The sequence below is a fragment of the Gluconobacter sp. GP1 genome, assembly GCF_032913585.1.
GTDB classification, from domain to species: Bacteria; Pseudomonadota; Alphaproteobacteria; order Acetobacterales; family Acetobacteraceae; genus Gluconobacter; species Gluconobacter cerinus.
The window spans coordinates 74,400-95,341 of record NZ_JASGXC010000001.1; the positions used below are offsets into that span (position 1 = coordinate 74,400).

Annotated in this window: 23 protein-coding genes, 1 tRNA gene and 1 other RNA gene; 9 read left to right on the forward strand and 16 right to left on the reverse strand. The window is 54.3% G+C overall.

Annotation, left to right across the window (positions count from 1 at the left end; all coding sequences use genetic code 11):
• Nucleotides 1-22: 22 nt before the first annotated feature.
• The 4 genes from R5H23_RS00345 to rnpB all read right to left on the reverse strand — a co-directional run bounded on the left by R5H23_RS00345 (nt 23) and on the right by rnpB (nt 2,948).
• Nucleotides 23-823 carry a hypothetical protein gene (locus tag R5H23_RS00345; protein WP_211498195.1) on the reverse strand — a complete coding sequence of 267 codons (801 nt, stop codon included), beginning with the start codon at nt 821-823 and terminating at the stop codon, nt 23-25.
• The gene (rsmH, locus tag R5H23_RS00350) at nt 820-1,791 is read right to left on the reverse strand and encodes a 16S rRNA (cytosine(1402)-N(4))-methyltransferase RsmH (RefSeq protein ID WP_046901378.1); all 972 of its coding nucleotides are present in this window, start codon (nt 1,789-1,791) and stop codon (nt 820-822) included. Before rsmH ends, R5H23_RS00345 begins: the two co-directional genes overlap by 4 nt.
• Nucleotides 1,788-2,258, reverse strand: coding sequence for a division/cell wall cluster transcriptional repressor MraZ (gene mraZ, locus R5H23_RS00355; RefSeq protein ID WP_211502790.1), 471 nt, complete (start codon nt 2,256-2,258; stop codon nt 1,788-1,790). Before mraZ ends, rsmH begins: the two co-directional genes overlap by 4 nt.
• 286 nt (nt 2,259-2,544) lie before the next feature.
• Nucleotides 2,545-2,948, reverse strand: an RNA gene (rnpB, locus tag R5H23_RS00360) — RNase P RNA component class A.
• Between the two features lie 75 nt (nt 2,949-3,023).
• On the opposite strand from rnpB, the gene R5H23_RS00365 reads away from it, so the two are divergent.
• Nucleotides 3,024-4,016 carry an alpha/beta hydrolase gene (locus tag R5H23_RS00365; protein ID WP_317213854.1) on the forward strand — a complete coding sequence of 331 codons (993 nt, stop codon included), beginning with the start codon at nt 3,024-3,026 and terminating at the stop codon, nt 4,014-4,016.
• A 9-nt stretch (nt 4,017-4,025) separates the two neighbouring features.
• On the opposite strand, the gene R5H23_RS00370 is transcribed toward R5H23_RS00365, so the two are convergent.
• Both R5H23_RS00370 and zwf read right to left on the reverse strand, forming a co-directional pair.
• Nucleotides 4,026-4,484: a hypothetical protein gene (locus R5H23_RS00370; protein WP_046902046.1), complete on the reverse strand. Its 459-nt coding sequence runs from the start codon at nt 4,482-4,484 to the stop codon at nt 4,026-4,028.
• Nucleotides 4,485-4,490: 6 nt separating this feature from the next.
• Nucleotides 4,491-5,960: a glucose-6-phosphate dehydrogenase gene (zwf, locus tag R5H23_RS00375; protein ID WP_046901381.1), complete on the reverse strand. Its 1,470-nt coding sequence runs from the start codon at nt 5,958-5,960 to the stop codon at nt 4,491-4,493.
• 270 nt (nt 5,961-6,230) lie between these two features.
• Here zwf and R5H23_RS00380 point away from each other — a divergent pair, with 270 nt between their 5' ends.
• Both R5H23_RS00380 and R5H23_RS00385 read left to right on the forward strand, forming a co-directional pair.
• Nucleotides 6,231-6,497, forward strand: coding sequence for a GapR family DNA-binding domain-containing protein (locus tag R5H23_RS00380; protein ID WP_007283547.1), 267 nt, complete (start codon nt 6,231-6,233; stop codon nt 6,495-6,497).
• Between the two features lie 58 nt (nt 6,498-6,555).
• Nucleotides 6,556-7,146: a hypothetical protein gene (locus R5H23_RS00385; protein ID WP_317213855.1), complete on the forward strand. Its 591-nt coding sequence runs from the start codon at nt 6,556-6,558 to the stop codon at nt 7,144-7,146.
• 24 nt (nt 7,147-7,170) lie between these two features.
• Here R5H23_RS00385 and proB read toward each other — a convergent pair whose 3' ends face one another.
• The 4 genes from proB to rplU form a co-directional block, all read right to left on the reverse strand.
• Nucleotides 7,171-8,307, reverse strand: coding sequence for a glutamate 5-kinase (gene proB / locus R5H23_RS00390; protein WP_211509696.1), 1,137 nt, complete (start codon nt 8,305-8,307; stop codon nt 7,171-7,173).
• Complete coding sequence (gene obgE, locus R5H23_RS00395; protein WP_211509697.1) at nt 8,304-9,314, reverse strand: GTPase ObgE; 1,011 nt, start codon at nt 9,312-9,314, stop codon at nt 8,304-8,306. Before obgE ends, proB begins: the two co-directional genes overlap by 4 nt.
• Before the next feature lie 77 nt (nt 9,315-9,391).
• Entirely contained in the window at nt 9,392-9,658 is a 267-nt protein-coding gene (rpmA, locus tag R5H23_RS00400) for a 50S ribosomal protein L27 (protein WP_046901385.1), read from the reverse strand.
• A gap of 26 nt (nt 9,659-9,684) precedes the next feature.
• Nucleotides 9,685-9,999 carry a 50S ribosomal protein L21 gene (gene rplU / locus R5H23_RS00405; RefSeq protein WP_046901386.1) on the reverse strand — a complete coding sequence of 105 codons (315 nt, stop codon included), beginning with the start codon at nt 9,997-9,999 and terminating at the stop codon, nt 9,685-9,687.
• Nucleotides 10,000-10,284: 285 nt separating this feature from the next.
• Here rplU and R5H23_RS00410 point away from each other — a divergent pair.
• The 3 genes from R5H23_RS00410 to R5H23_RS00420 all read left to right on the forward strand — a co-directional run bounded on the left by R5H23_RS00410 (nt 10,285) and on the right by R5H23_RS00420 (nt 11,782).
• Nucleotides 10,285-10,374, forward strand: a tRNA-Ser gene (locus R5H23_RS00410).
• Between the two features lie 427 nt (nt 10,375-10,801).
• Entirely contained in the window at nt 10,802-11,044 is a 243-nt protein-coding gene (locus tag R5H23_RS00415; RefSeq protein WP_035729032.1) for an AlpA family transcriptional regulator, read from the forward strand.
• Between the two features lie 45 nt (nt 11,045-11,089).
• Nucleotides 11,090-11,782: a hypothetical protein gene (locus tag R5H23_RS00420; RefSeq protein ID WP_317213856.1), complete on the forward strand. Its 693-nt coding sequence runs from the start codon at nt 11,090-11,092 to the stop codon at nt 11,780-11,782.
• 85 nt (nt 11,783-11,867) lie between these two features.
• Here the strand turns inward: R5H23_RS00420 and R5H23_RS00425 are convergent, their stop codons facing one another.
• Genes R5H23_RS00425 through R5H23_RS00435 form a run of 3 tightly spaced genes read right to left on the reverse strand, consistent with a single transcriptional unit; the run spans nt 11,868 to nt 14,506 of the window.
• Nucleotides 11,868-12,986: an L-dopachrome tautomerase-related protein gene (locus R5H23_RS00425; protein ID WP_317213857.1), complete on the reverse strand. Its 1,119-nt coding sequence runs from the start codon at nt 12,984-12,986 to the stop codon at nt 11,868-11,870.
• A 13-nt stretch (nt 12,987-12,999) separates the two neighbouring features.
• Nucleotides 13,000-13,434 carry a cupin domain-containing protein gene (locus R5H23_RS00430; protein ID WP_317213858.1) on the reverse strand — a complete coding sequence of 145 codons (435 nt, stop codon included), beginning with the start codon at nt 13,432-13,434 and terminating at the stop codon, nt 13,000-13,002.
• A 52-nt stretch (nt 13,435-13,486) separates the two neighbouring features.
• Nucleotides 13,487-14,506 carry a zinc-binding alcohol dehydrogenase family protein gene (locus R5H23_RS00435; RefSeq protein WP_317213859.1) on the reverse strand — a complete coding sequence of 340 codons (1,020 nt, stop codon included), beginning with the start codon at nt 14,504-14,506 and terminating at the stop codon, nt 13,487-13,489.
• Between the two features lie 100 nt (nt 14,507-14,606).
• Between R5H23_RS00435 and R5H23_RS00440 the strand changes: the two genes are divergently transcribed.
• On the forward strand, nt 14,607-15,026 hold the full coding sequence (locus tag R5H23_RS00440; RefSeq protein ID WP_317213860.1) for a helix-turn-helix domain-containing protein: 420 nt from the start codon (nt 14,607-14,609) through the stop codon (nt 15,024-15,026).
• A 139-nt stretch (nt 15,027-15,165) separates the two neighbouring features.
• Here the strand turns inward: R5H23_RS00440 and R5H23_RS00445 are convergent, their stop codons facing one another.
• Nucleotides 15,166-16,173 (reverse strand): hypothetical protein, encoded by a 1,008-nt coding sequence (locus R5H23_RS00445; protein ID WP_317213861.1) that lies wholly within the window; start codon nt 16,171-16,173, stop codon nt 15,166-15,168.
• A 649-nt stretch (nt 16,174-16,822) separates the two neighbouring features.
• Between R5H23_RS00445 and R5H23_RS00450 the strand changes: the two genes are divergently transcribed.
• Nucleotides 16,823-17,305, forward strand: coding sequence for a very short patch repair endonuclease (locus R5H23_RS00450; RefSeq protein WP_317213862.1), 483 nt, complete (start codon nt 16,823-16,825; stop codon nt 17,303-17,305).
• On the opposite strand, the gene R5H23_RS00455 is transcribed toward R5H23_RS00450, so the two are convergent.
• On the reverse strand, nt 17,274-17,549 hold the full coding sequence (locus tag R5H23_RS00455; protein WP_015073837.1) for a hypothetical protein: 276 nt from the start codon (nt 17,547-17,549) through the stop codon (nt 17,274-17,276). The genes R5H23_RS00450 and R5H23_RS00455 overlap by 32 nt on opposite strands.
• 73 nt (nt 17,550-17,622) lie before the next feature.
• Nucleotides 17,623-17,922, reverse strand: coding sequence for a hypothetical protein (locus tag R5H23_RS00460; protein ID WP_317213863.1), 300 nt, complete (start codon nt 17,920-17,922; stop codon nt 17,623-17,625).
• An 833-nt stretch (nt 17,923-18,755) separates the two neighbouring features.
• On the opposite strand from R5H23_RS00460, the gene R5H23_RS00465 reads away from it, so the two are divergent.
• A complete protein-coding gene (locus R5H23_RS00465) occupies nt 18,756-20,942 on the forward strand; it encodes a sigma-70 family RNA polymerase sigma factor (RefSeq protein ID WP_317213864.1) in 2,187 nt (728 codons plus the stop codon).

Sequence of the window (20,942 nt, forward strand, 5' to 3'; positions counted from 1 at the left end):
AGTTAATAAAGAAGAGAGGGTCTCAGTTAGCCAACGGAACTGGCGGGGGCAATGCGTCTTCGTCATTTCCCAGCGCAGAGCTGGCATGATGGTGCGGGCGAGGGCGCTCTTCTGCAACGCGGGTCAAAGACGCCTCACGAACCTGATGGACGGGTTGCGTATGCCACGCAGCCGCGACCAGCGGTGTCGGGCGTGCGCCATGATAGCTCACAAGACGAACAGTTGGCGTCACGTCCGAACGGGTTGTCGCGCTGACATGCGGCGTCACAGGACGAGCAGAGGCCAGATCCATGTCTGGGGAATGGACAATCCGGTCAGCATGCGGGTGCGCAACATGCGTCGTGACGGCACGGGCTGTCATGACATGAGGTGTGGGAGTTGCAGGCGTTGCTGAAGCAATAACCGGAGCATGCTGAACAGGCGCAACTGGGTGAACAACCGGAGGAGCCGGGAGCGGAAGATGTGCCTCGGTCGCCGCACGGTTGACGACTTCATGCAGGCTTTCTCGCGGATCTGTTGGAACAGGGCGAGAGCCCGGGTTTGGAAGGCGTGCCTCAAGACTGGCCATGCGGATGAACTGATCCGGGGCCATAGGGTGAAGGTCGGGAAGGAAGCGCGCTGCCAGGGTGTTCAGGCGATCCGGCTGATTCAGGAGGGCCCATTCCGTCCGCATCATGGCCGTTTGTGCGCGGACCTTCTGCGTTTCCTGGACCACCTTGGTGATCTTCTGGTCGAGGACCGTCGTCTCATGCTTCTTGGTGTAGAGAAACAGGCCAGACCCTGCGGCGAGAACAGCGCAGGCGATGGTGAAGGGCCGGATCATGCTCGGTTTCCTGAGGCGGGCGGTTGTGGGGCGGAATTACGAACCAGAGCGCGCAACCGGGCGCTGCGTGCTCTGGGGTTATCCCGCGCTTCCTCTTCCGTGGCAGGCAGGGGGCGGGAATACAGGAGAGAAAAAGCCGAAGGCTCTTTCCGGACAGGCGCCGGGTCATAGCGGGACGGATTGGCAGTACGTCCTGCCAGTTCCGCCATGGCGCGCTTGGCCAGACGATCTTCAAGGGAATGGAAGGTCACAACAACGAACACGCCGCCTGGAGCCAGAAGGCGAGGGGCTGCCTCCAGCGCGCGTTCCAGTTCGCCCAACTCGTCATTCACAGCAATCCGGAGGCCCTGAAAGCTGCGTGTAGCGGGATCGATCTTGGAACGGTCTTTGGGGACGCAGGACCGAACGATGTGAGCCAGACGGCCCGTGGTCGTAATGGGTTCTTCCGCGCGGGCTGCCACAATGGCGCGTGCGATGCGACGGGACAGCTTCTCTTCGCCATAACGATAGAGAACATCCGCCAGGTCACCTTCCTTCATGGAGTTCACCAGATCGGCAGCAGAGGGGCCGTCGCCCCCCATGCGCATATCCAGCGGGCCATCATTACGGAAAGAAAAGCCGCGTTCAGCCTGATCAATCTGGAAGGAAGAAACACCGAGGTCCAGAACGATGCCGTCAAACGGTCCGTCCTGGCCCACAAGCGCTTCCATGTCCCCGAATGTTCCCTGATGCATGAACAGTCGACCATTGGCCTGCTCGGCCATGGCTTCACCACGGGCAATCGCAGTCGGGTCACGGTCAATGCCGTGCAGGGTGCAATCTGCGCTATTGAGTATGGCACGGGCGTAACCGCCGCCCCCAAATGTTCCATCCAGATACCGGCCGCCTTCACGCGGGGAAAGTGCTTCGAGCACCTCCTTCAGCATGACGGGAACATGTCCTTGATGGACGAGCGTGATTGCGTTCATGCCGCATCTCCGGTGGCCGGTTTGCGGCTGCTGGTAAGTTCTTTTGCCCGTGCGCGGGCCTGGTGACGACGTTCTGCTGCTGCTGCCGGATTCCAGATCTGGAAAACGCGTCCCAGACCCATGAAGGACACTTCGTCGTTTAACGATGCATGGGCGCGCAGAACATCGGGAAGAATGATCCGGCCTTCCTTGTCGCTGTCGAGCGGATACGCATCTGCGTAAAGGCTGGCAGCCAGATCTTCGTGGTCTTCAGAGAACGGATCGTATTCGTCCAGAGGCTGCGCCAGGGAGGCGAAAGCGGCGGACGTCCAGGCTTCGATGCACGGATGAAGATGTGAGGGCCGAAGAATGACCAGCGCTTCGCCAGGCTGAGCCTGCGTTCTGAGAGCGGATCGGAAGGGGGCCGGAATGGAAACACGTCCCTTGGCGTCAAAGCGGTTCTGATGTGTGCCGAGGAACATGCTCATTGATGATGTGCCTCCCTTCACTTCAGGACTTGCGCAAGGTGATCAGGTATTTCTCTGTTCTTTCTTGGGATACCATGGGATTTCATGGGACGTCAAACATATATCTGCGAAAAACCGCAGAAAACTGCGGCTATTTTCATAGTGGAAATTGTGACGCGATTTTTTGCTGTTTGTTAGGAATTATCAGGGATAATCGCACGGCGAGATCTATACCTGCCGTTATTTGTTCCCTTTATGTTCTCATGGCGTAGCTTTTGAGAATTACTGGGGAACGTTTTTCATCAGAGGTGCCAGACGGCCTGTAAGCCGGGTTCTGTCCGCCAAAGGCGGGACGATCATTCCTCTGGGACATGCATCGCTGCATGCCTCACGCAACCAACCCGAACGACGGAGTGAGACGCTCCCGGCTGCCTTGCGACAGCCTGCCGTTCCTATTCGGTTTTGCTCCCGGTAGGGTTTACCGTGACCGACGCCGTTGCCGGCATCGCGGTGTGCTTTTACCACACCGTTTCGCCCTTACCCGCGACGTATTCCAAGAAGGAACAGTCCGGCGGGCGGTCTGTTTTCTGTGGCACTGTCCCTAGGGTCGCCCCCGCCGGCTGTTAGCCGGTACCGTTGTCCCATGGAGCCCGGACTTTCCTCCATGACGGGGATCCTCATCCCAATCACAGCGACCGTCCAGCCGTCTGGCGGTGCGGACCTTGCGCCGGGAGCGTTTGCGGGTCAAGGGCAGACTTTGTTCTGGTTTCGCTGCATGATGCTGGAATGAAACCAGTATTTGCCCTGAGGCTGTTTCTTGCATGGCTCGCATGGCAGGCTCGTCGCCGAGGTGTTGTACGGCCGGCAGTGCCTGTTGAGGTGGTTCCAGAGATCCCCGGTCCGGTCCCATCGCCGGATGTGCTGAAGCAGATACGGAAGATCACCGGGCGCCCCAGCTTTCCGCAATCCCTGTCATCGCTGCGGATCCGCAAATGGGTAGACATCAGGGTTCCAGGCGAAGAAGACCTGCGACCTGCACGCCTGTATCGGCCAAGAGGGACCGTATCGGGCGTGGTGCTCTTCCTGCACGGTGGCGGATTCGTACATTGCGATACGACGTCACATCATGGGATCTGTTGCCGCCTGGCTGCGTCTTCAGGCGCAATGGTCCTGTCTCTCGATTACCGTCTGGCACCGGAGCATCGCTTCCCAGCAGGTTTAAGAGACGCGCAGGCAGCCCTTAAGTGGCTTAAACTCGCGGCGCCGGATCTGCCGATTGCTGTGGCAGGGGATAGTGCTGGTGGAAATCTGTCAGCTGTTTTGGCGCAATGGAGTCGCTCACAGCCTGATCTGCGACTGGCTGCCCAGCTTCTTTATTATCCTGCCCTGAGTGGCCCGGTCATTCCTTTATCCCGGCATGATTACGCTGAGGGTTACATGCTGACGACAGACCTTCTGTATTGGTACTGTTCTCAGACGCTCTCATCGCCCGATCAACTGTTCGATCCGGAATTTTCGCCTGTTTTTGCGGATCATCTTAGTGATCTTCCTCAAGCGATGATCGTAACGGCCGGCTTTGACCCCTTGCGTGGAGAAGGTGAACTTTACACGCGATTGCTCAGGGAGGCTGGAGGAACCGTTAAATACCGGGTGTTTCCACGCATGATCCATGGCTTTCTGAACGGGTATGCCCTGTTCAGGGATGGGCGGACGGCATTGCGGGAAGGGGGCGTATTTTTACGCGATGCTTTCAGGAAGGCCGGATCACGACCTTCCTGAGCAGAAGCTTTAGAGCCGCAGTTCGTGGAACGTGCCAGGCGTTCCTGCATCGGTTTGAATCGTGCGCTCACTGCGATCAACCTTCAGGCTGAACAGTTTGTCAGCTGACGGTTTGTCTCCGGGGCAGCCATTACCGTGGCGTCCCAAGACATCAATGTCCGGATTATTCTCGGCAGCATTGCCATTCACAACGAACACGAGACAACGCTTGGGCATGTCCGTCAGTCCGTCGTTGGTCACGACAAGCCGCAGATGTTCCACAAGGGCTGTATTATCGAACCAGCTCAGCTTGTTGAACGTGAACTTGTCGTAGGAAAAATCCAAAAGTCCGGAACGCACGACCACGAACATCAGCAGAAACGCCGGCACCACAATCAGGAGCCGGCGCATCAGGTGCTGTTTGAGTGTACGGGGCGGACGCCGTGTGCCCCGTGTAAAACGGGGCTTCGCGTTCGCGGGGTCAGTCAAAAGCAATTACTCCATGTCTTCGTGCCACTTGTCGCCCTTGTCGGCGAGCAGCGCTGCAGATTTCTCCGGACCGTAAGACCCGGCGCTATAAGTCTGCATCGGTACCTTGTTCTCGCTCCAGGCCTTGAGCACAGGCTCGGCCCAGCGCCATGCCGCTTCAACTTCGTCACGGCGAATGAACAGAACCGGATTCCCACGCACCGCGTCAAGCAGAAGGCGCTCATACGAGTCCGGGAAAGGCAGGCCGCCTTCCATGCGGATTGTCGTGTCGAGATCCGCCGTACGCAGGGTATAGGCGTCCAGAGCCGGGTTCTTGACGTTCAGCTGTAGCTCAACACCCTCATTCGGCTGAATGCGAATAACCAGCCGGTTTCCCGGTGGCGTCGCACCAAACAAGGCTGTCGGCGCAGCACGGAAGCGAATAACGATCTCGCTAACCTTGCGTGCAGAGCGCTTGGCCGTCCGGATGTAGAAAGGAACGCCTTTCCAGCGTGGGGTATCAACCCAGGCACGCACTGCGGCGTATGTTTCCGTGTTGCTCGGCTGTCCAAGCTCTTCCAGATAGCCCGGAACGCTCTGGCCACCGACAACGCCGGCAGTGTACTGCGCGCGGACGGTCTCAGAAGCGACAGTCTCATCCGTAATCGGGCGCAGTGCGTTCAGCACGGCCAGCTTGGCATTACGGACGGTATCGGCTTCCAGGGAATCAGGCGCTTCCATCGCGACCAGACACAACACCTGCAGGAGATGATTCTGGATCATGTCCCGCATGGCGCCTGATGTGTCGTAGTAGGATGCGCGACCTTCAACTCCGACGGTTTCAGCAGCCGTGATCTGAACGCTCTCGATCTGCTCGGCAGACCAGACGGCGTTCATGATCGGGTTGGCAAAGCGAAGAGCCAGAACGTTCTGGACTGTCTCTTTCCCGAGATAATGGTCAATACGATAGACCTGATTCTCGGGGAAATACTGGCCGACGCCGTCATTGATGGCTGTCGCAGTCGCCATATCCGTGCCGATCGGCTTTTCCAGCACGACGCGCGAATGCGGCGATACGAGATTGTGGCTGTGAAGATTTTCGCAAATTCTTCCGTACAGCTGAGGTGCCGTCGCGAAATAATAGACGCGGATCCGGTCAGCTGGGGCTTCGGAGAGAATGGAGGACAAGGCGCTCCATTCACTATCAGCCTTCGTGCCATCAAGTGTGACGTAGTGTAAAAGTCCGAGAAAACGGTCTACGAGGACCGGAGACCGGACATCATCGGGGATGAAGCGTTCCAGCGCCTCTTTGGCGCGGGCAACATAGCCGTCCCGGTCGATATCCGTACGGGCGGTACCAATGATGCGGGCATCGTCTGGTATCTGTCCCATGCGGAGACGGTTATAAAGCGCAGGCAGAAGCTTGCGCATTGTGAGATCGCCGGTGGCGCCAAAGATAACATAGTCGAATGGTTCGACTTGCTGGACGTGTTCCATGGGTGCTCTCTGACCTCTCGAACCCGGATTGTCGGGGGAAAAGGGTTTAGGGTTCAGGCCTTTGCAGGCAGGGTCTAGTTCCGCTCTGGGGGGCTTTATGTCAAGGGAACGGGCATGCACGACATCGGGAGGAGGCATCACGGAAACGCGTGCGTTCCCTAAATGTGCACATAATTCCGTTGACCTCCCAAGCCTTGGCGCGATAAGCCGCGCGGCTGGTGTCGCATCTCTGCGATGCCCCGGACTTATGCCTGAAAAAGGAAAATGAACATGGACGCAGAAAGCAAAATCGAAGGCGCCGCAACGGGTGGCATTGCTGCTGACCGCCTGCGCTCCATCATTGAGCGGGTCGAGCGTCTGGAGGAAGAACGCAAGGCTCTGGCGGGTGACATTAAGGATATTTTCTCTGAAGCGAAGTCTGCCGGTTTTGACGTGAAGGTGATCAAACAGATCATCAAGCTGCGTAAGCAGGAGCCTGCGGAAGTGGAAGAGCAGGAAACGCTTCTTGATATCTATCGCCGCGCTCTTGGCATGTAATCCGGCGTCTCCGGATCGAACCCGCATTGTCTGGCTCTCTTAATATCCGGACCGGAGCATGATGCCCGATATTTCATGGTTGCCCGCATGGGCATTGATGTCTCTGCTGATCATTGCCGGCCTGTTCGCGCTGGCTCTGGTCTGCATGCCGTTTGCCGTTTTCGGTGTTAAGCCACGGTTGCAGGAACTCGAGTTCCAGATTGGAGAACTGCGTGCAGAGCTTCAATCCCTGTCCCTGCGTCTGACGGCCCCGCCGTCGGACCGGATGGTTGCCGCCGGGCGCCCTGCTGATGAGGAAAACCGGACTGCCGGTGTTCGTGCGCCTGTTCAGAAAACGCCCTCAGTTGAGCGCGTACCTTCGGAGCCAGCAGATTATTTTGAGCCTGCCGCTGTCGTGCGTGCTGAGGGACCGTCCTATGAGGACGGCCCGTTGGTGGCTGACCCTGATGCTCTGCGCAGAGTAGCCAAGAAGCCTGAGGCCTCTAAAAAAAGCTGGTCCCGCGCTCCTTGGGAGGGTGAGCAGACGCGACAGAGCGCTGCGCGGGAGCGGGAAGAGCTTGCCCCTCGGTCTGTATCTGCTCGAAGTGACGATGACGAGGCTTTTAGAGCCCGTGCGGAGCCAAAGCTCCGGTGGCCTCCAAGGGGCTAGACACAAATTTGTGCTGGAAAGGCTTTAGTGCTGATCCAGCACAAGGTCATCCCGATGAATCAGAACATCGCGACCACGATAGCCTAGAAGCTGCTCCATTTCCTCGGAGCGATGGCCGATAAGCTTCGTGCACTCTTTCGCTGTGTAGGACGCCAAACCGCGACCCAGCACATCTCCCTGCTCATCTTTGATCAGCACCAGATCGCCGCGCTCAAAGTGCCCGTCAATCGCGGTAACGCCGGCAGGCAGGAGTGACGCGCCCACAATCAGGGCATTTCGCGCTCCCGCGTCAATCACAAGAGCTCCCTTGGGATGCAGGCTGCTTCCAATCCAACGTTTGCGAGCAGAGCCAGTATCCGTCTGGGGAAGGAACCAGGTGCACAAACCACCATCCAGGAGCTTCTGAATCGGATTTTGTGCCTGTCCTGCCGCAATAACCATGGATGCGCCTGCACGGTTGGCAATGCGGGCTGCCATAAGTTTCGTGCGCATTCCACCAGACGAATAGCCAGGTGGAGGCTCGCCCCCCATCGCCATGATGTCGTCCGTCACTTGCTCAATGACCGGAATATGACGCGCCGCTGGATCTGTGCGCGGGTCTGCCGTGTAAAGACCGTCAATGTCGGAAAGGAGGACAAGACAGTCCGCTTCAATCATCTGGGCCACACGAGCACCTAGGCGATCATTGTCACCAAAGCGGATTTCTGAGGTGGCGATGGCATCATTTTCATTGATGACGGGAATGCAGCCGAGGTCCAGCAGTGTCTGGAGTGTGGCGCGAGCATTCAGATGGCGCTCACGGCTTTCTGTATCGTCGGGCGTGAGAAGTAACTGCCCGGCGACAAGTCCATGCTGGGCGAGGGCGTCACTCCAGCCCTGAGCAAGACCAATCTGCCCGACAGTAGCAAGCGCCTGCTTCTCGTCGAGGCGCAGGCGGCGGTTCATCAGGCCCAGTTGATGTCTTGCAAGTGAAATTGCCCCTGAGGATACAACAACAACTTCTGTGCCCGCTTTCTTTAGGCTTGCGATGTCCTCACAGACACTGCGCAGCCAATCGGCCCGCAGCGCTGCCTGTGCGCCATCGACAAGAAGAGCGCTTCCAACCTTGATAACAATCCGGCGCGCCTGCGCCAGTTGAGGGGCAGGGGCCTTGGCGGTCATGCCAGCTTGCTTTCCTTTGCTGCATTGACACGATCCTGAAGGAGCCGGAGCAACTCGGGCAGACCTTCGCCTGTCACGCCGGAGAGTGTCAGTACTTCTGCACCAGATGCTTTTGCAAGAGCCCGTTTTTTAGCAGATTTCTGTTCGGGAGTCAGAGAATCGCACTTGTTGAGCACAATGATTTCAGGCTTGGCGGCCAGGACCGGATCATACGCTTCAAGCTCATTTCGGATCAGGCGCCAGTGCTTCACGATTTGCGACTCTGTTCCATCAATCAGATGAAGCAGCGTTGCACAGCGTTCGACATGGCCTAGGAAGCGGTCTCCGAGGCCTGCGCCTTCGCTTGCGCCTTCGATCAGTCCCGGAATATCCGCAATTACGAACTCTTCAGTCGTATTCAGGCGTACGACGCCAAGCTGCGGATGCAGAGTGGTAAACGGGTAGTCTGCAATCTTCGGTCGTGCGCGGGATGCCACGGAAAGAAGCGTAGATTTGCCTGCATTCGGAAGGCCAACCAGGCCCACATCCGCAATGAGTTTCAGGCGAAGCCAGACCCAGCGCTCTTCACCCGGCCAACCCTTGTCGGCACGGCGTGGCGCACGATTGGTGCTGGTCTTGTAATGGGCATTGCCTCTGCCACCATCACCGCCGCGGCACAGGAGGATCTCCTTGCCGTCTTCGTCCAGATCCGCAAGGAGTGTCTCGCGGTCTTCATCGAAGATCTGCGTGCCGACGGGCACATTGATGATAACGTTTTCCGCAGCTGCACCGGTTCTATCTGAACCTGCGCCGTTGCCGCCTTTACGGGCCTTGAAATGCTGTGTGTATCGGAAGTCGATCAGCGTATTGAGGGCAGGGACGGCGCGGAAAAGAACATCGCCACCACGTCCGCCGTTACCACCGTCAGGGCCACCGAATTCGACGTACTTTTCCCGACGGAAGGCGATCACGCCGTCACCGCCATCGCCGGAACGTACATAGATCTTGGCCTGGTCGAGAAATTTCATCGTATTATCCGCAACATATGAAAAAGGCCGGCCCTTGGGAGGACCGGCCCTTCCGCTCGCGCTTGGGGCGCGGTGACTTACTCGGCGGCTTCCGGCAGCGCCACGGAAACGTGGACGCGGCCTTCGGCGCGACGCTGGAACTTCACATGTCCGTCCACAAGGGCGAACAGTGTGTGATCGCGACCAATGCCGACATTGCTGCCAGCCTTCATCTTGGTTCCACGCTGACGGACAATGATGTTGCCTGCCAGAACGCTCTCGCCGCCGAACTTCTTGACGCCGAGACGGCGACCGGCGCTATCGCGCCCGTTACGACTGGAACCGCCTGCCTTTTTTTGTGCCATGGCTGTGTATCCTTCCTAGTGCGGCTTCAGGCCGCGTTGATCGCGTCGATGCGCAGCACGGTAACGTGCTGGCGGTGGCCATTCTTACGACGGCTGTTCTGACGGCGACGCTTCTTGAAGATGATGACCTTGGCCAGACGATCCTGTGCGACCACGGTGGCCGTCACGGTTGCGCCAGCAACCAGCGGCGCGCCAACGGTCACGCTGCCTTCGCTGCCGACCATCAGGACGTCGGAGAAGGTCACGGTGCTACCGGCTTCAGCCTCAAGCTTTTCAACCTTCAGGATGCTCTCAGGAGCAACACGGTACTGTTTTCCGCCTGTGCGGATGACTGCAAACATTCTGGAAACTCTCGCTGTTCCGATCTCTTGGCCGCTTTTGCCGGGGTATTCCCGGTCTGGCGCAGCCCAGTCGCTTCTTATCGTTGGTTCCTGACCGGCCACATGGGACGGCTAGAACAGGCGGGTCGATACAAGGAGACAGCCGTCCAGTCAATCAAAAACAGCAAATCGTGAGTAGGTCATCCCATCTTTAATTAGGGAAAGAGTGGCAGCTCCCTCTTGCATTATGCTGAAAAGCCAGTCATAAGCCGCGCCATCGATCAGGTCTGCTTCTGTAGGCCGTACGGAGAGGTGCCAGAGTGGTCGATTGGGGCGGTCTCGAAAACCGTTGTGCCTTCGCGGGTACCGTGGGTTCGAATCCCACCCTCTCCGCCAGATAAATCAAAAATTCCCATATTTTTCAAAGAGTTATTTGATTTGTCGAAATTCATCCCACCTTGAGACCCACCTTAAAAAATGCGTCATCGCGCGGCGCTCGGACGCGATATGCGTCGTTTTATAAATTTATCGATGCGACCTGCTGGCTGAAATCCTGTGTTTCTCAGGCGCATCCAGATAATCTGAGGACACAACCAAAGTAGCACTCCGCAAAAATTCGCTCAGAAATTTCTTGAAATTGTCGTCCGTGCTCGGCTAACGTTAGTAGGTTAGCTGACACTACAGTACGAAAACCTCTAGCAAGCCCCGAAGGTTCTCTGCCACTGCTTCAAGCAGAGACCCTGTAGAACACTGAACGCCGAAAAAACCAAACGAAACTAGTATCATCGTTAGTCCCATAAGGGGCTGGTTGGAAAGGCGTGTCATGAGTTCTGTTTTCCCCCTTCGTCGCTCTGACGACATCTTTATAACGCGTCGGGAAGCTTCTGAGCGACTACGCGTGTCCCTCTCGACGATCGACAGATATGTCGCTGCGGGCGAGCTCGAACGCTTGAAAATCGGTCCAAGGCGAACTCTGTTTCGACTGCGCGATGTCGAAAGGCTCGTCCGTCGTGACGGCAGCGCTTCTTCCGCCATGCAGACCACACTGAGCAACGTCTGGTCGTAGCTGCTGATTTTATCAGCGCAGGATACCTGCGGATCTATCCTTTCCATGATGAAAGCTAGCGCTATGTTTGACGTCGCTGAGATTGACTTTGCTTGGGACAGCCCTTGGGACTCCCTGGAGATGAAATGCGTCTATCAGGATATTGTTTTCTGGATCCTGTGTGATGTTACTCGAGAGATTGATCCCTATTACAAGACTAATTGCTACAAAGTAGATAATCCCGATAGTTTATTTTCGCCACCAACTACCGTAAATGACTTACATAACTTATTCTGGGCATCTCCTTCGGAGATTTCTGAAGGGTGGTCTCTATTCAAAATGATAAACGGTAATTTTTCAGACACTAAGCTCTTTGAAATCCTCAATACATTTCTTTTCCTGAAAGACAAATCTACGGTTGCACAGCCAACGATAGATGAAATCATGGAGCTTTTGTTTGCCCGTGCTTCGCATTGGTCAGATAGACTGACGATTAAAGATCTCCTGCCGCAGCTGACTTCTGGCAGGATGATCCAGGTCCATGATCAGTCTCCGTCTGGAGGGCTGCCGCTGAACGTTATCGCGGAGCAAGTCCTGTTTTATAAAAGGCCGATACGATCTGACGAGCAGCTTATTCTTGCCCGTGCTTTGACATATCTTGGATGGCGACGGCATCGTACCGCCCAGACACGCCGATGGATTGCTCCCCCTGACTTTCCGACAAAAGATCCCGGCAAACTTCGATGGCATTACAGGTGACGATGTCCGCCAAAACACCGCGACTTCGCGAGTACCTTTGCACGAGAGAAAACATCCCGCAGGCGATTATCATGGCGTTTGATGGTCATCGAAGATCGATAGATACCAGCAAAAATGGTTGGTGACTGCGGGACTTTCCATGATGGAACATCGGAAGACGGTCCAGTTGCGCGACGGGCAGCCAGAGACGGCCATTCGGAGCAAGGCAAGGCGCATCAGCCCAGTGCAGACGTGAATCCGAGATCAGTTTCGTGATCTTTCCGGAAACGTCTTTCCGATAGACGCCATTATCCTTCAGATTGGTGAAATAGAGATTTCCTGCAGCATCCATGGCGCTGCCCCCGATTGGAGGTAAATCTGCCCACGGCTGAACAGCCGCAGACAGATCAGTTGATGACACATCAGGATCATCGAGCAGTGCTGTCGGGATGCGGGACCACGGCCCTTCAAGCGGCCCGAAATACAGCCATTTCCGGTCCGGACTCACTTCAAGCGGATCGACATTCACCAGAAGTGGCTGATGCAGACCGTTCTCCACGACGTGCCCGTCCATGACAATTGGTCGATCTGTCCGTGCGCGTGTGGACGCGTCATTGTCCAGAACACGACGTGCCTGACCTGTTTTGATATCAAGAACGATCAGCGCTGCCTTGCCCGCATCCGTGAGATAGGCGTGCGTCCCGTTGAAACGGATATCGTCGATATAGCTCCCCGCCTGCGCGATATCCGGGTCCAGGGGATAGATCCGGAGCACATGACCTGTTGCCGGATCAATGCGGACCAGTTTGGCTCCTTCAGGTATGGGAGCACCTCCAAAAGACGGAGTTCCCGTATCAACAACCCAGAGCGTGCCGTCAGGAGCAACGTGGAGGGCATTGACGCTAACAAACCGATGCGTCGCATTCCGTCCGGGTTTCCAGCCATTCCAGTCAGCATCCGGAAACGGCTCTATCTCTTTGCTTTTCGTCAGAAGACCCACGGCCGGTCCGGAAAACCCGGTCCAGCGAGGGCCTGAGACAAACACATGACCGCCGGCAAGCGCTACGGCGTTCCAGTCTATTGCGTTAGTAGTCGCCTCAATCCTGATGGTCTGAGCACGGGCAGGATCAGGATGCCCGCATACCCCAACGAAACCCGTGAAAACGGCAATGGCGATCCTGCACAGGCCTCTTTTTGTGAAAGCCTGCCGTGAGCGCGGTCTCATGAACCCCATACCGTCAGATCCCTGCGATAAAACCGGAGGGCGTACCATCGGCAGGATCCACAAACACCACGTCATCCGGGGCCCGTCGCGGCGTGTCGATAGCCAGAAAAACAACTGGATGGCCCAGAATGCGGGGCACGGCATGCACAGCCTGACGGGGGAACACCAGAAGATGGCCGGGTGCAAACGGGGCTTCGTCAGCCGGATCATCTATCCAGAATGTGCCTGTCCCGGACAGGACATGAAGCACTTCATCGCACTGGGTATGGTAATGCGGCGGCACATCCCGATAGATTCGAAAGACCCGGATACTGGCTTCCGGCTTGTCGGTCAGATAGGTGTCCAGCAGCATCGTGTCCGCCGTTTCGGGGAATGCCGCCGCAATTTTATTGAGATCGAAGCGACCTCCCGTCCGGTTCAGGGGCGTAAGATGCTCTTCGTCATTCATGAGGTTTGCCCTTCTCAAGCGCTTTGAATGTTTTCGTCATGGCTCTCTCCGTTCAGGCAGGGAAACCCTCGAGAACGATTTTGCCTTTGGCCTGACCACTCTCGATCAGGGCATGAGCCTCTCGCAGATTGGCGGCGGTGATATGCCCGAGATTTTTACCGAGTGTCGTACGGAGACGACCTTCGTCTATAAGGCGCGACACGTCGTTCAGGAGTTTCCCTTGTGCGCTGATGTCTGCCGTTCCGAACAATGAGCGGGTGAACATCAGCTCCCAGTGCAGGGACAGGCTTTTCTTTTTGAGAGGGACGGCATTCAGATCAGCCGGATCATCAATCAGACCGAAATGTCCTTGGGGCGCAAGAAGTTCGATGATTTCTGACAAATGTTGATCCGTCTGCGTCGTGGAAAAGACAAAGCCGGGAGCGTCCGTAGGAAGGGCAGCAACCTGTGCGGCCAGAGGCTTGCTGTGATCGATCACGTAATCTGCCCCGAGAGATGCGACCCAGGCCTGCGTTTCGGGGCGCGAAGCCGTGGCAATGACCGTGATATCAGTCAGCACCTTGGCCAGCTGGATCGCCATGGAACTGACACCGCCTGCGCCCCCGATGATCAATATGGATGGCGTCGTTCCCGGGACAGACCGACGAACGTCCAGACGATCGAAAAGCATCTCCCAGGCGGTGATTGCGGTCAGCGGTAAGGCTGCAGCTTCAGCCCAGGTCAGGGAACGGGGTTTACGACCGACAATCCGTTCATCGACCAGATGAAACTCCGCGTTGGTCCCTGAGCGATCAATCGCCCCCGCATAAAAGACCTCATCGCCGACAGAAAAATCCGTGACGTCCGGTCCGGTGCCGACGACAACGCCTGCGGCATCCCAGCCCAGGACACGCCACTGACCCGCCTCCGGCGTTGCGCTACGGCGGACTTTTGTATCAACCGGATTGACCGACACGGCCCTGATTTCCACCAGAAGATCCCGGCCCGAAGGAACAGGTTTCGGTAGATCAATATCCTGAAGGGACGCCAGATTTTCGATGGGAAGCGGCGCCTGATAACCGATGGCCCGCATGATGTCTGCTCCTCTGTTGAATGAGGAGAAGAGTGAGCACTATGCTGTTTTCAGACAAGAACGCACTTTTAACGCCCATAGTGTCGGAAATGATACCGTTATGACCCGCATCCGCCATCAGTCGCTCGATTGCAGCCCCGGCTGCGCTGTTGAAGCAACGCTTCAGCTCATTGACGGAAAATGGAAAGGCGTGATCCTCTATCACCTGCTTCAGGGAACATTACGCTTCAACGCCATCCGCAGGCGCCTGCCCAACATCACCCAGAGAATGCTGACGACCCAGCTTCGCGAACTGGAGCGTGACGGGTTCGTGTTACGGACGGTTTACCCGGAAGTTCCGCCAAAGGTGGAATACAGCCTCACTCCACGCGGGCGGACCCTCGAGCCTGTCATCATGGCTCTCAAGGCCTGGGGCGATGAGCACACAGAGTTCAGGCATGGTCCCGAGATCTGCGCCGATCAGGATCAAACGCTTTCAACTGCCGTTCAGTCTTCTCCAGCCGCAAAAGGGGCCGAATGATTACCCAGCATTCATTTGGCTAATGGCGGAAATGGGGGGGAATCGGACATTTCAAATTTTACCCTTATGCAAAGTTTATTTATAAAATCGCTACTGATTGAATTTATATTATACCTTTATTTCCATCACGAAATAATATTTAATCAAAAGAAACCTGCGCCTGATCAGGAGACAAAGATTTCCCAACAGAAACTTTTATCGTAATGCTCTGCTTTGGTATAATAGTTATATTTTCCGGGGCATTCTCTTCTTTCATTTCTGAAATAACTTTTTTTATTATGTCGGAATCTCCCGAAATTATACCTCTTACGACAGTATTTTTTGATCCTTTGCCTCTAGCTATAATAGGCCCGTCTTGTAAAAGACCTCTAAATGCTCCAGAAAATCCCCTCTGTGAAAAGTGTTCAATAATGAACCAAGTAAATGGAAGAGCACTTTCAAAGGATTTGCTATGTAAGTTCGCCAAATTTTTTGGCTTTTCGTCGACTGTGGTAAGCCATACCCCGGAATTAATACCTTTGTTTCTCGTTAAAAAATCCCGGAACTCCAGACCAATGCCATAATCATAAATTAATTGAGCCGTGTTTTTATTATGAAGAGCTCTCATTTGTATCTGAGCCTCTCTAGTCAAGTCCAATAATTGAGGGCAATATAATATATAATTTATGTGTCCGTTTAAATATTTATTGAGATTTTCAATTCTTTTGTGCTGATCTGTGTCTGAAGACATAAATCTAGAAGATTTATCGTATTCATTATTTTTTGAGTTTCTGTACAATTTTTTTGCTTGCAATAAATACGCTGCAGACCAATTCGTCGATGGCAACACATGATTTTCATATTCTAGAATAATTCCAAAATCGGACTGAGATACGTAACGTTCCATGCTTGAATTATGTGGATATGTGTCAATACTAACTTCAAAATCTAAAGCATCACCAACAGAATCTAAATCTTTGTTAAGATCACATAAATTATAAGAAAGAGTTTTCTCAATTTCTTGCGTCTTACAATCAAGCAGAGCGCATAATTCATTAGTTAAAGCAGGCTCATCTGGCGCATAGGATCGACGCATTTTCTGTGAAAGAGCAAAATCGATACCCTCAAGATATTTTATAATATATTTTAGATGCTGTGGTCCAAACATTATTATCCACCCGATTATCTCGTATTTGAAGCTGATTATAGGTTGTGCCTTACCACAAGACAACAGTCATTAAGGCCGACAATCGGAAAATCAGAGATTGGACACGCAATAAACATAAGTAATATTCACAAGAATGATACTTTAGACGGATTTATATTACTCATTGATTTCGTTCCGCTTTGAAGGCGTAAGCCGCTGATCCGCTTACGCCGTCTTTGTAGACGCTGGTGCGCAGCGCTGAGTTCTCTGAAACAGACATAAATCATTGCATGTTAGAATTAGCTGCCGCAAAATGCGGCACGGCTCAGACCGCAATGACCCTTGTGATAGCATCGGGGCCCGAGCTCTAGGACTGGCAGCAGGTCCCAACCTGCTATGACAGATTCCCGACAGTATTCTTTCAGCCATCGACCTCGCAGCAACCATCATGTTCTGGATGCAAGGCCTGAGCCTAAATTTAAAAGTATTTTTATCTTCATGAGCAATTGCATTGGCCATAACTCGGATCGATAAGCGTCTCTGCTCGTTTCTATCTTGTCCTCCGTGAACTGGCCATTTTTCTTTCTCCTATGTCAGGACATCATGCAGAGCACTAAATATCCGGAGCGCAGAAAGGAACTTTCATCAGCCTGCGTGAGAGTTCGTCCCATTGATTGACATTGTCTCGCCGGCGGTCCGCAGCCGCATGATGTCCGGGATCCGGGGCAAGGATACGAAACCCGAGATTCTGCTACGTAAAGCCTTGCATGCAAAAGGATTCCGCTACCGTCTTCATGACCGGAAACTGCTAGGGCGGCCTGATATCGTTCTGCCCCGCTGGAAAGCTGTGATTCTGGTTCATGGCTGTTTCTGGCATGGCCATCACTGTCATCTGTTCCGGCTGCCCAGAACTCGGACGGAATTTTGGCGGGCCAAAATCTCCGGCAACAGAGATCGAGATGACAGAAACCGCCAAGCCCTGCTTGAGCAGGGATGGCGGGTCCTTGAAGTCTGGGAATGCGCCATGCGGGGGCCCGCCCGTCTTCCGTGGGAAACGCTACTAGCGGAAACCGTTTCCTGGATCCGGTCTGACAGGAAACTGTACTCTCTTCAGGAAGAAGCTATCCGGCTGGAGAACAGCTCCGGCTTCTAAGATCTCGGAACCGGGTTTCAGCCACTTCCCAAGACACCTGGCTGTCGGAAACCTGCCGAACTTTTTCCAGATCGAATGGTTTGCGGGGTTGGTAATAGTCCCCGTCCCCCAGAACGAGCCATCCACCCAGTCCATGTGCAGACAGGGAAGCCGTTACCTGATCGATTTCTTCTTCACTGGGCGAACGGTGCTCCCCAAGCGTTGCGTGACGGCCGTCCTCGGCAATGATCATCCAGCGCTTCATTTTTTTCCCTTTTCATCAGACACAGATCTGTTCCAGCTTCAGATCCCCAGCCCACAGGCTGCTATTCCCAAGGTCAGTCTGTCCCGTCTTTAACAATCCTGTAAACGAAAAGCTCCTGTCGGCGGATGCGGCAGGACGTCCCGCCGGAAAGAAATCCTGCAAAGGGCTGTCCCCCATCTGCGACCCTTACAAAAACTGCTGCGCCCACTAGGCTAGCTAACATGGGAGTCAGGTGGGCAACATTCATGACAAGAAACTCACCACCTTCTGGTTCCGGGGAGCAACGCTTCAGCAGACAGCTTCCGGCGTTGGTAGGACCGTTGCCAGCATTGCCTTTCGTCTGGTTGCACTCGACATCTTGGAATCTCTTCATGTCGAAAACTATACCCGGAAGCAGGAAAATCGGACCTGATTTCCTAAAATTCTCTGAGAGAAAAGACCAATGCATACACCATGCAGACTACCGCGAATCCTTGATCTCAACAGTCATGATCTCTGTCTGGAAATCCTGTTCTGTGGCAAAAATCAGCTTGTGAGAAAGCGAAGGGTGGGCTTGAACGTTGAAAATGTCCTAAGAGCCTGTTTGAAAAATCACGAGTGGGCATTCCTGCACATGAGATTGGTCTCCGCTCTTTAAACGCAGTTGCTAGTCTTACAAAGACCATGCGCCAAAAATCAATGGTCGTTTAATAAAAATTAGACATTTTTACTGTACAATATCCAACAAATTGAATATACACCTCAATTACTTTATGGAAATCAGTAATTCTAGACATCAATTAAATTCCAAGATCGGGATCTGGGCTTCGGAACCAGATTGATAGATCCTTAATTGTACCTAACCAAGCCCTAAAAAAGACCTGTCCTAATTTGATTCCAAAGGTTTATTTAACGTCTACTCTGATTTAGGATCAAAAGAGTAGGCGCACGCAGTTATCATGCCTATCAGGAAGGATTGGGAGGCCACGGTGGACGAGCACAACTTGAATGCCGAAGTTACCCTGACAGTCCGGTTGTACACTGCCCCATCGCAAAATCTTGCAGGTCACCTGTGCTCAACTACGAGACGCGTAGCAACAAGATGAAGATCAAGGTTCGACAGAAGCTGTTGTACTACTTATTGAGGCTCTTCAAAGTTGATACCGATTTTGGCACGAGGAAGCCGCAAGACCAGAAGATCGCGATATCTCAACAGGAAAGTCATTCATGAAGATCATGGATAGACTGTCCCGCATATTTGGAAGTCGCAAACAGACGGCGAGCGAACTTGAAAGCCATGTTCTTAGACCTTTCGAGATCCGACTGATCGCTGAAGGGAAGCTCGATAGGCTTGTCGAATTTGCGGCATCTTCTCGCCTTCACGCTACTGACCTGCAGGGAGATACACCTCTCCACTTTGCTGCACGTACAGGCAGTCTGGCCGTGTGCGATCTCTTTATTCGGTCAGGCGCTGACCCCGACGCACTGAACCATGATCGACAGACGCCTGCTGAAGTGGCATTTGCCGAAGGCCACGGTCTCGCCTCGCAGCTTCTGTCGTCGCTTGCGGCGCCACCTCGGGAGACAGAAACGCTTAGCCAGAGCCTAGGCTCACTCGCTACCGAGACTGCTGTTGCCGGGCCAGATGCAATTGAGGATTGCCGTTTCACCGTTATTCAGAAGACTGAACCAACCGTTAGGGTTGACGACCTCGATGACCTGTTGAATTTCGAAGCCAAGGCAGAACCAGAGGAATTCTTCAATTACTATGCGGGCGCCACGGCATCCGGGACATTCATAACACTTGCCAGTCCGTCACCTGTGGTTTCGGACAACGAAGTGGGGGACTGGAATCTTGACCTTTCACCTGCGCCGATTGCCGGAGAAGGGATCGGCTCAGACACCTGTACCTCTATAACAATAGATTACGGTGTGGAAAATGACTTCCTGAAGGTCCGCAAGAGTGGCCGAAAATCGAACAAACGCGCAGTCGTCCATACTGGTACGCGGATGTCGATCGACCCGGATTTCTGCCTCATTTGGTCAGAAGAAATTTTGGCCAAGGGCTGCTGCTCCCTTAACGATATCGACCGTCTAGTCGACGCCTGCGAAGGGAACGGTGATTTTGAGGAATTACGTATCAATCTCAAACGCAATTTGGAGGCAGCAGGCTTCGACCTCGAACAGGCGACCGGGCAGGATATGGATCTGTGGTATGTCATCTCGGACATTTCGTCCGATGATCTAGCCGATGCTATCGAGACGGCCCTTACACGTCGAACGCATCTGCCTGGCACACAACGCTTCGTCATGAACAAATCTGACGAACTTCAATTGCTTGAGCCGATGATACGGGCCAAACAGGAACTCCAGCTTAGTATCCTGTCCTCCGAGACCGCTGTCGTAACAATCCTCGACGTCATGAACAGCATCCGCGACGGTTCGCGAGACCCCGCCTCAGTGTCTCTTAGAACTATCATCCCCTCGCGTCAGAACCATGCAGAGACATCCAACGTAATGGAAGCTGTCGACACCCTGAGGTCGTGGCATACCAGCGGACGGATGCTGGACGGCAAACAACGACGAAAAGCACTCGCCGCGCTCGATGCATTGGATCTTTCTCTGGCATTCCACAAGGAGTTATTTCGTCGACTCCAACAGTTCCCGTCGTCTCAAAACGAGGCCAGTACGTTGAAAGCTGAGATACTGGTCTTTGAAGCCGTCAACGAGCGCCTTATCCGCGAGCATCTGCCTTACGTACGGCGTTTTGCGTCGCGGAACGTGGTTGAAGGAGAAGATCCAGAGGAAGTCTTTCAAGTAGCGTTCATAGGTTTACAGCGTTCTACAAGACGATTTAACCCAGAACTTGGCTATCGCTTTCTCATCTACGCCACTTACTGGATGCGGCAGGCAATCACGCGATGGCGCGCTGATGAAGGCGCGGCAATCCGCATCCCCGTGCACCGAAACGAGAAGATTACCAAGCTTGATCGGGCCTTGGACAGACTAGACGTCCGAGTCAATGCCATCATTTCCGACTACGAACTCGCCGATGATTTGGAATGGACAATCGACGAAGTTAGAGAGTTCCGTAGTATACCACGTGAAGCCGAGTATCCCGCAAGCATCAGTGAGTGGGACAACCTGCTGCCCGAATTTTCAGACGCAGATATCGTCAATCAGGCAGAAACCGAACGGATTGTGGCGGAAGCACTGGCTGATCTGCCGGAACGCCAAGCCGATGTGATCCGGATGCGCTTTGGGATCGAGCGTGAGACCGATATGACCCTTGAGGAGATCGGTCAGATCTACGGAGTGACACGCGAACGCATTCGTCAAATCGAGGCCAAAGCACTCGCCCATCTTGCTCACCCTGGACGCAAAAAGCGTCTTCAAACTCTACTTGGGATGTAA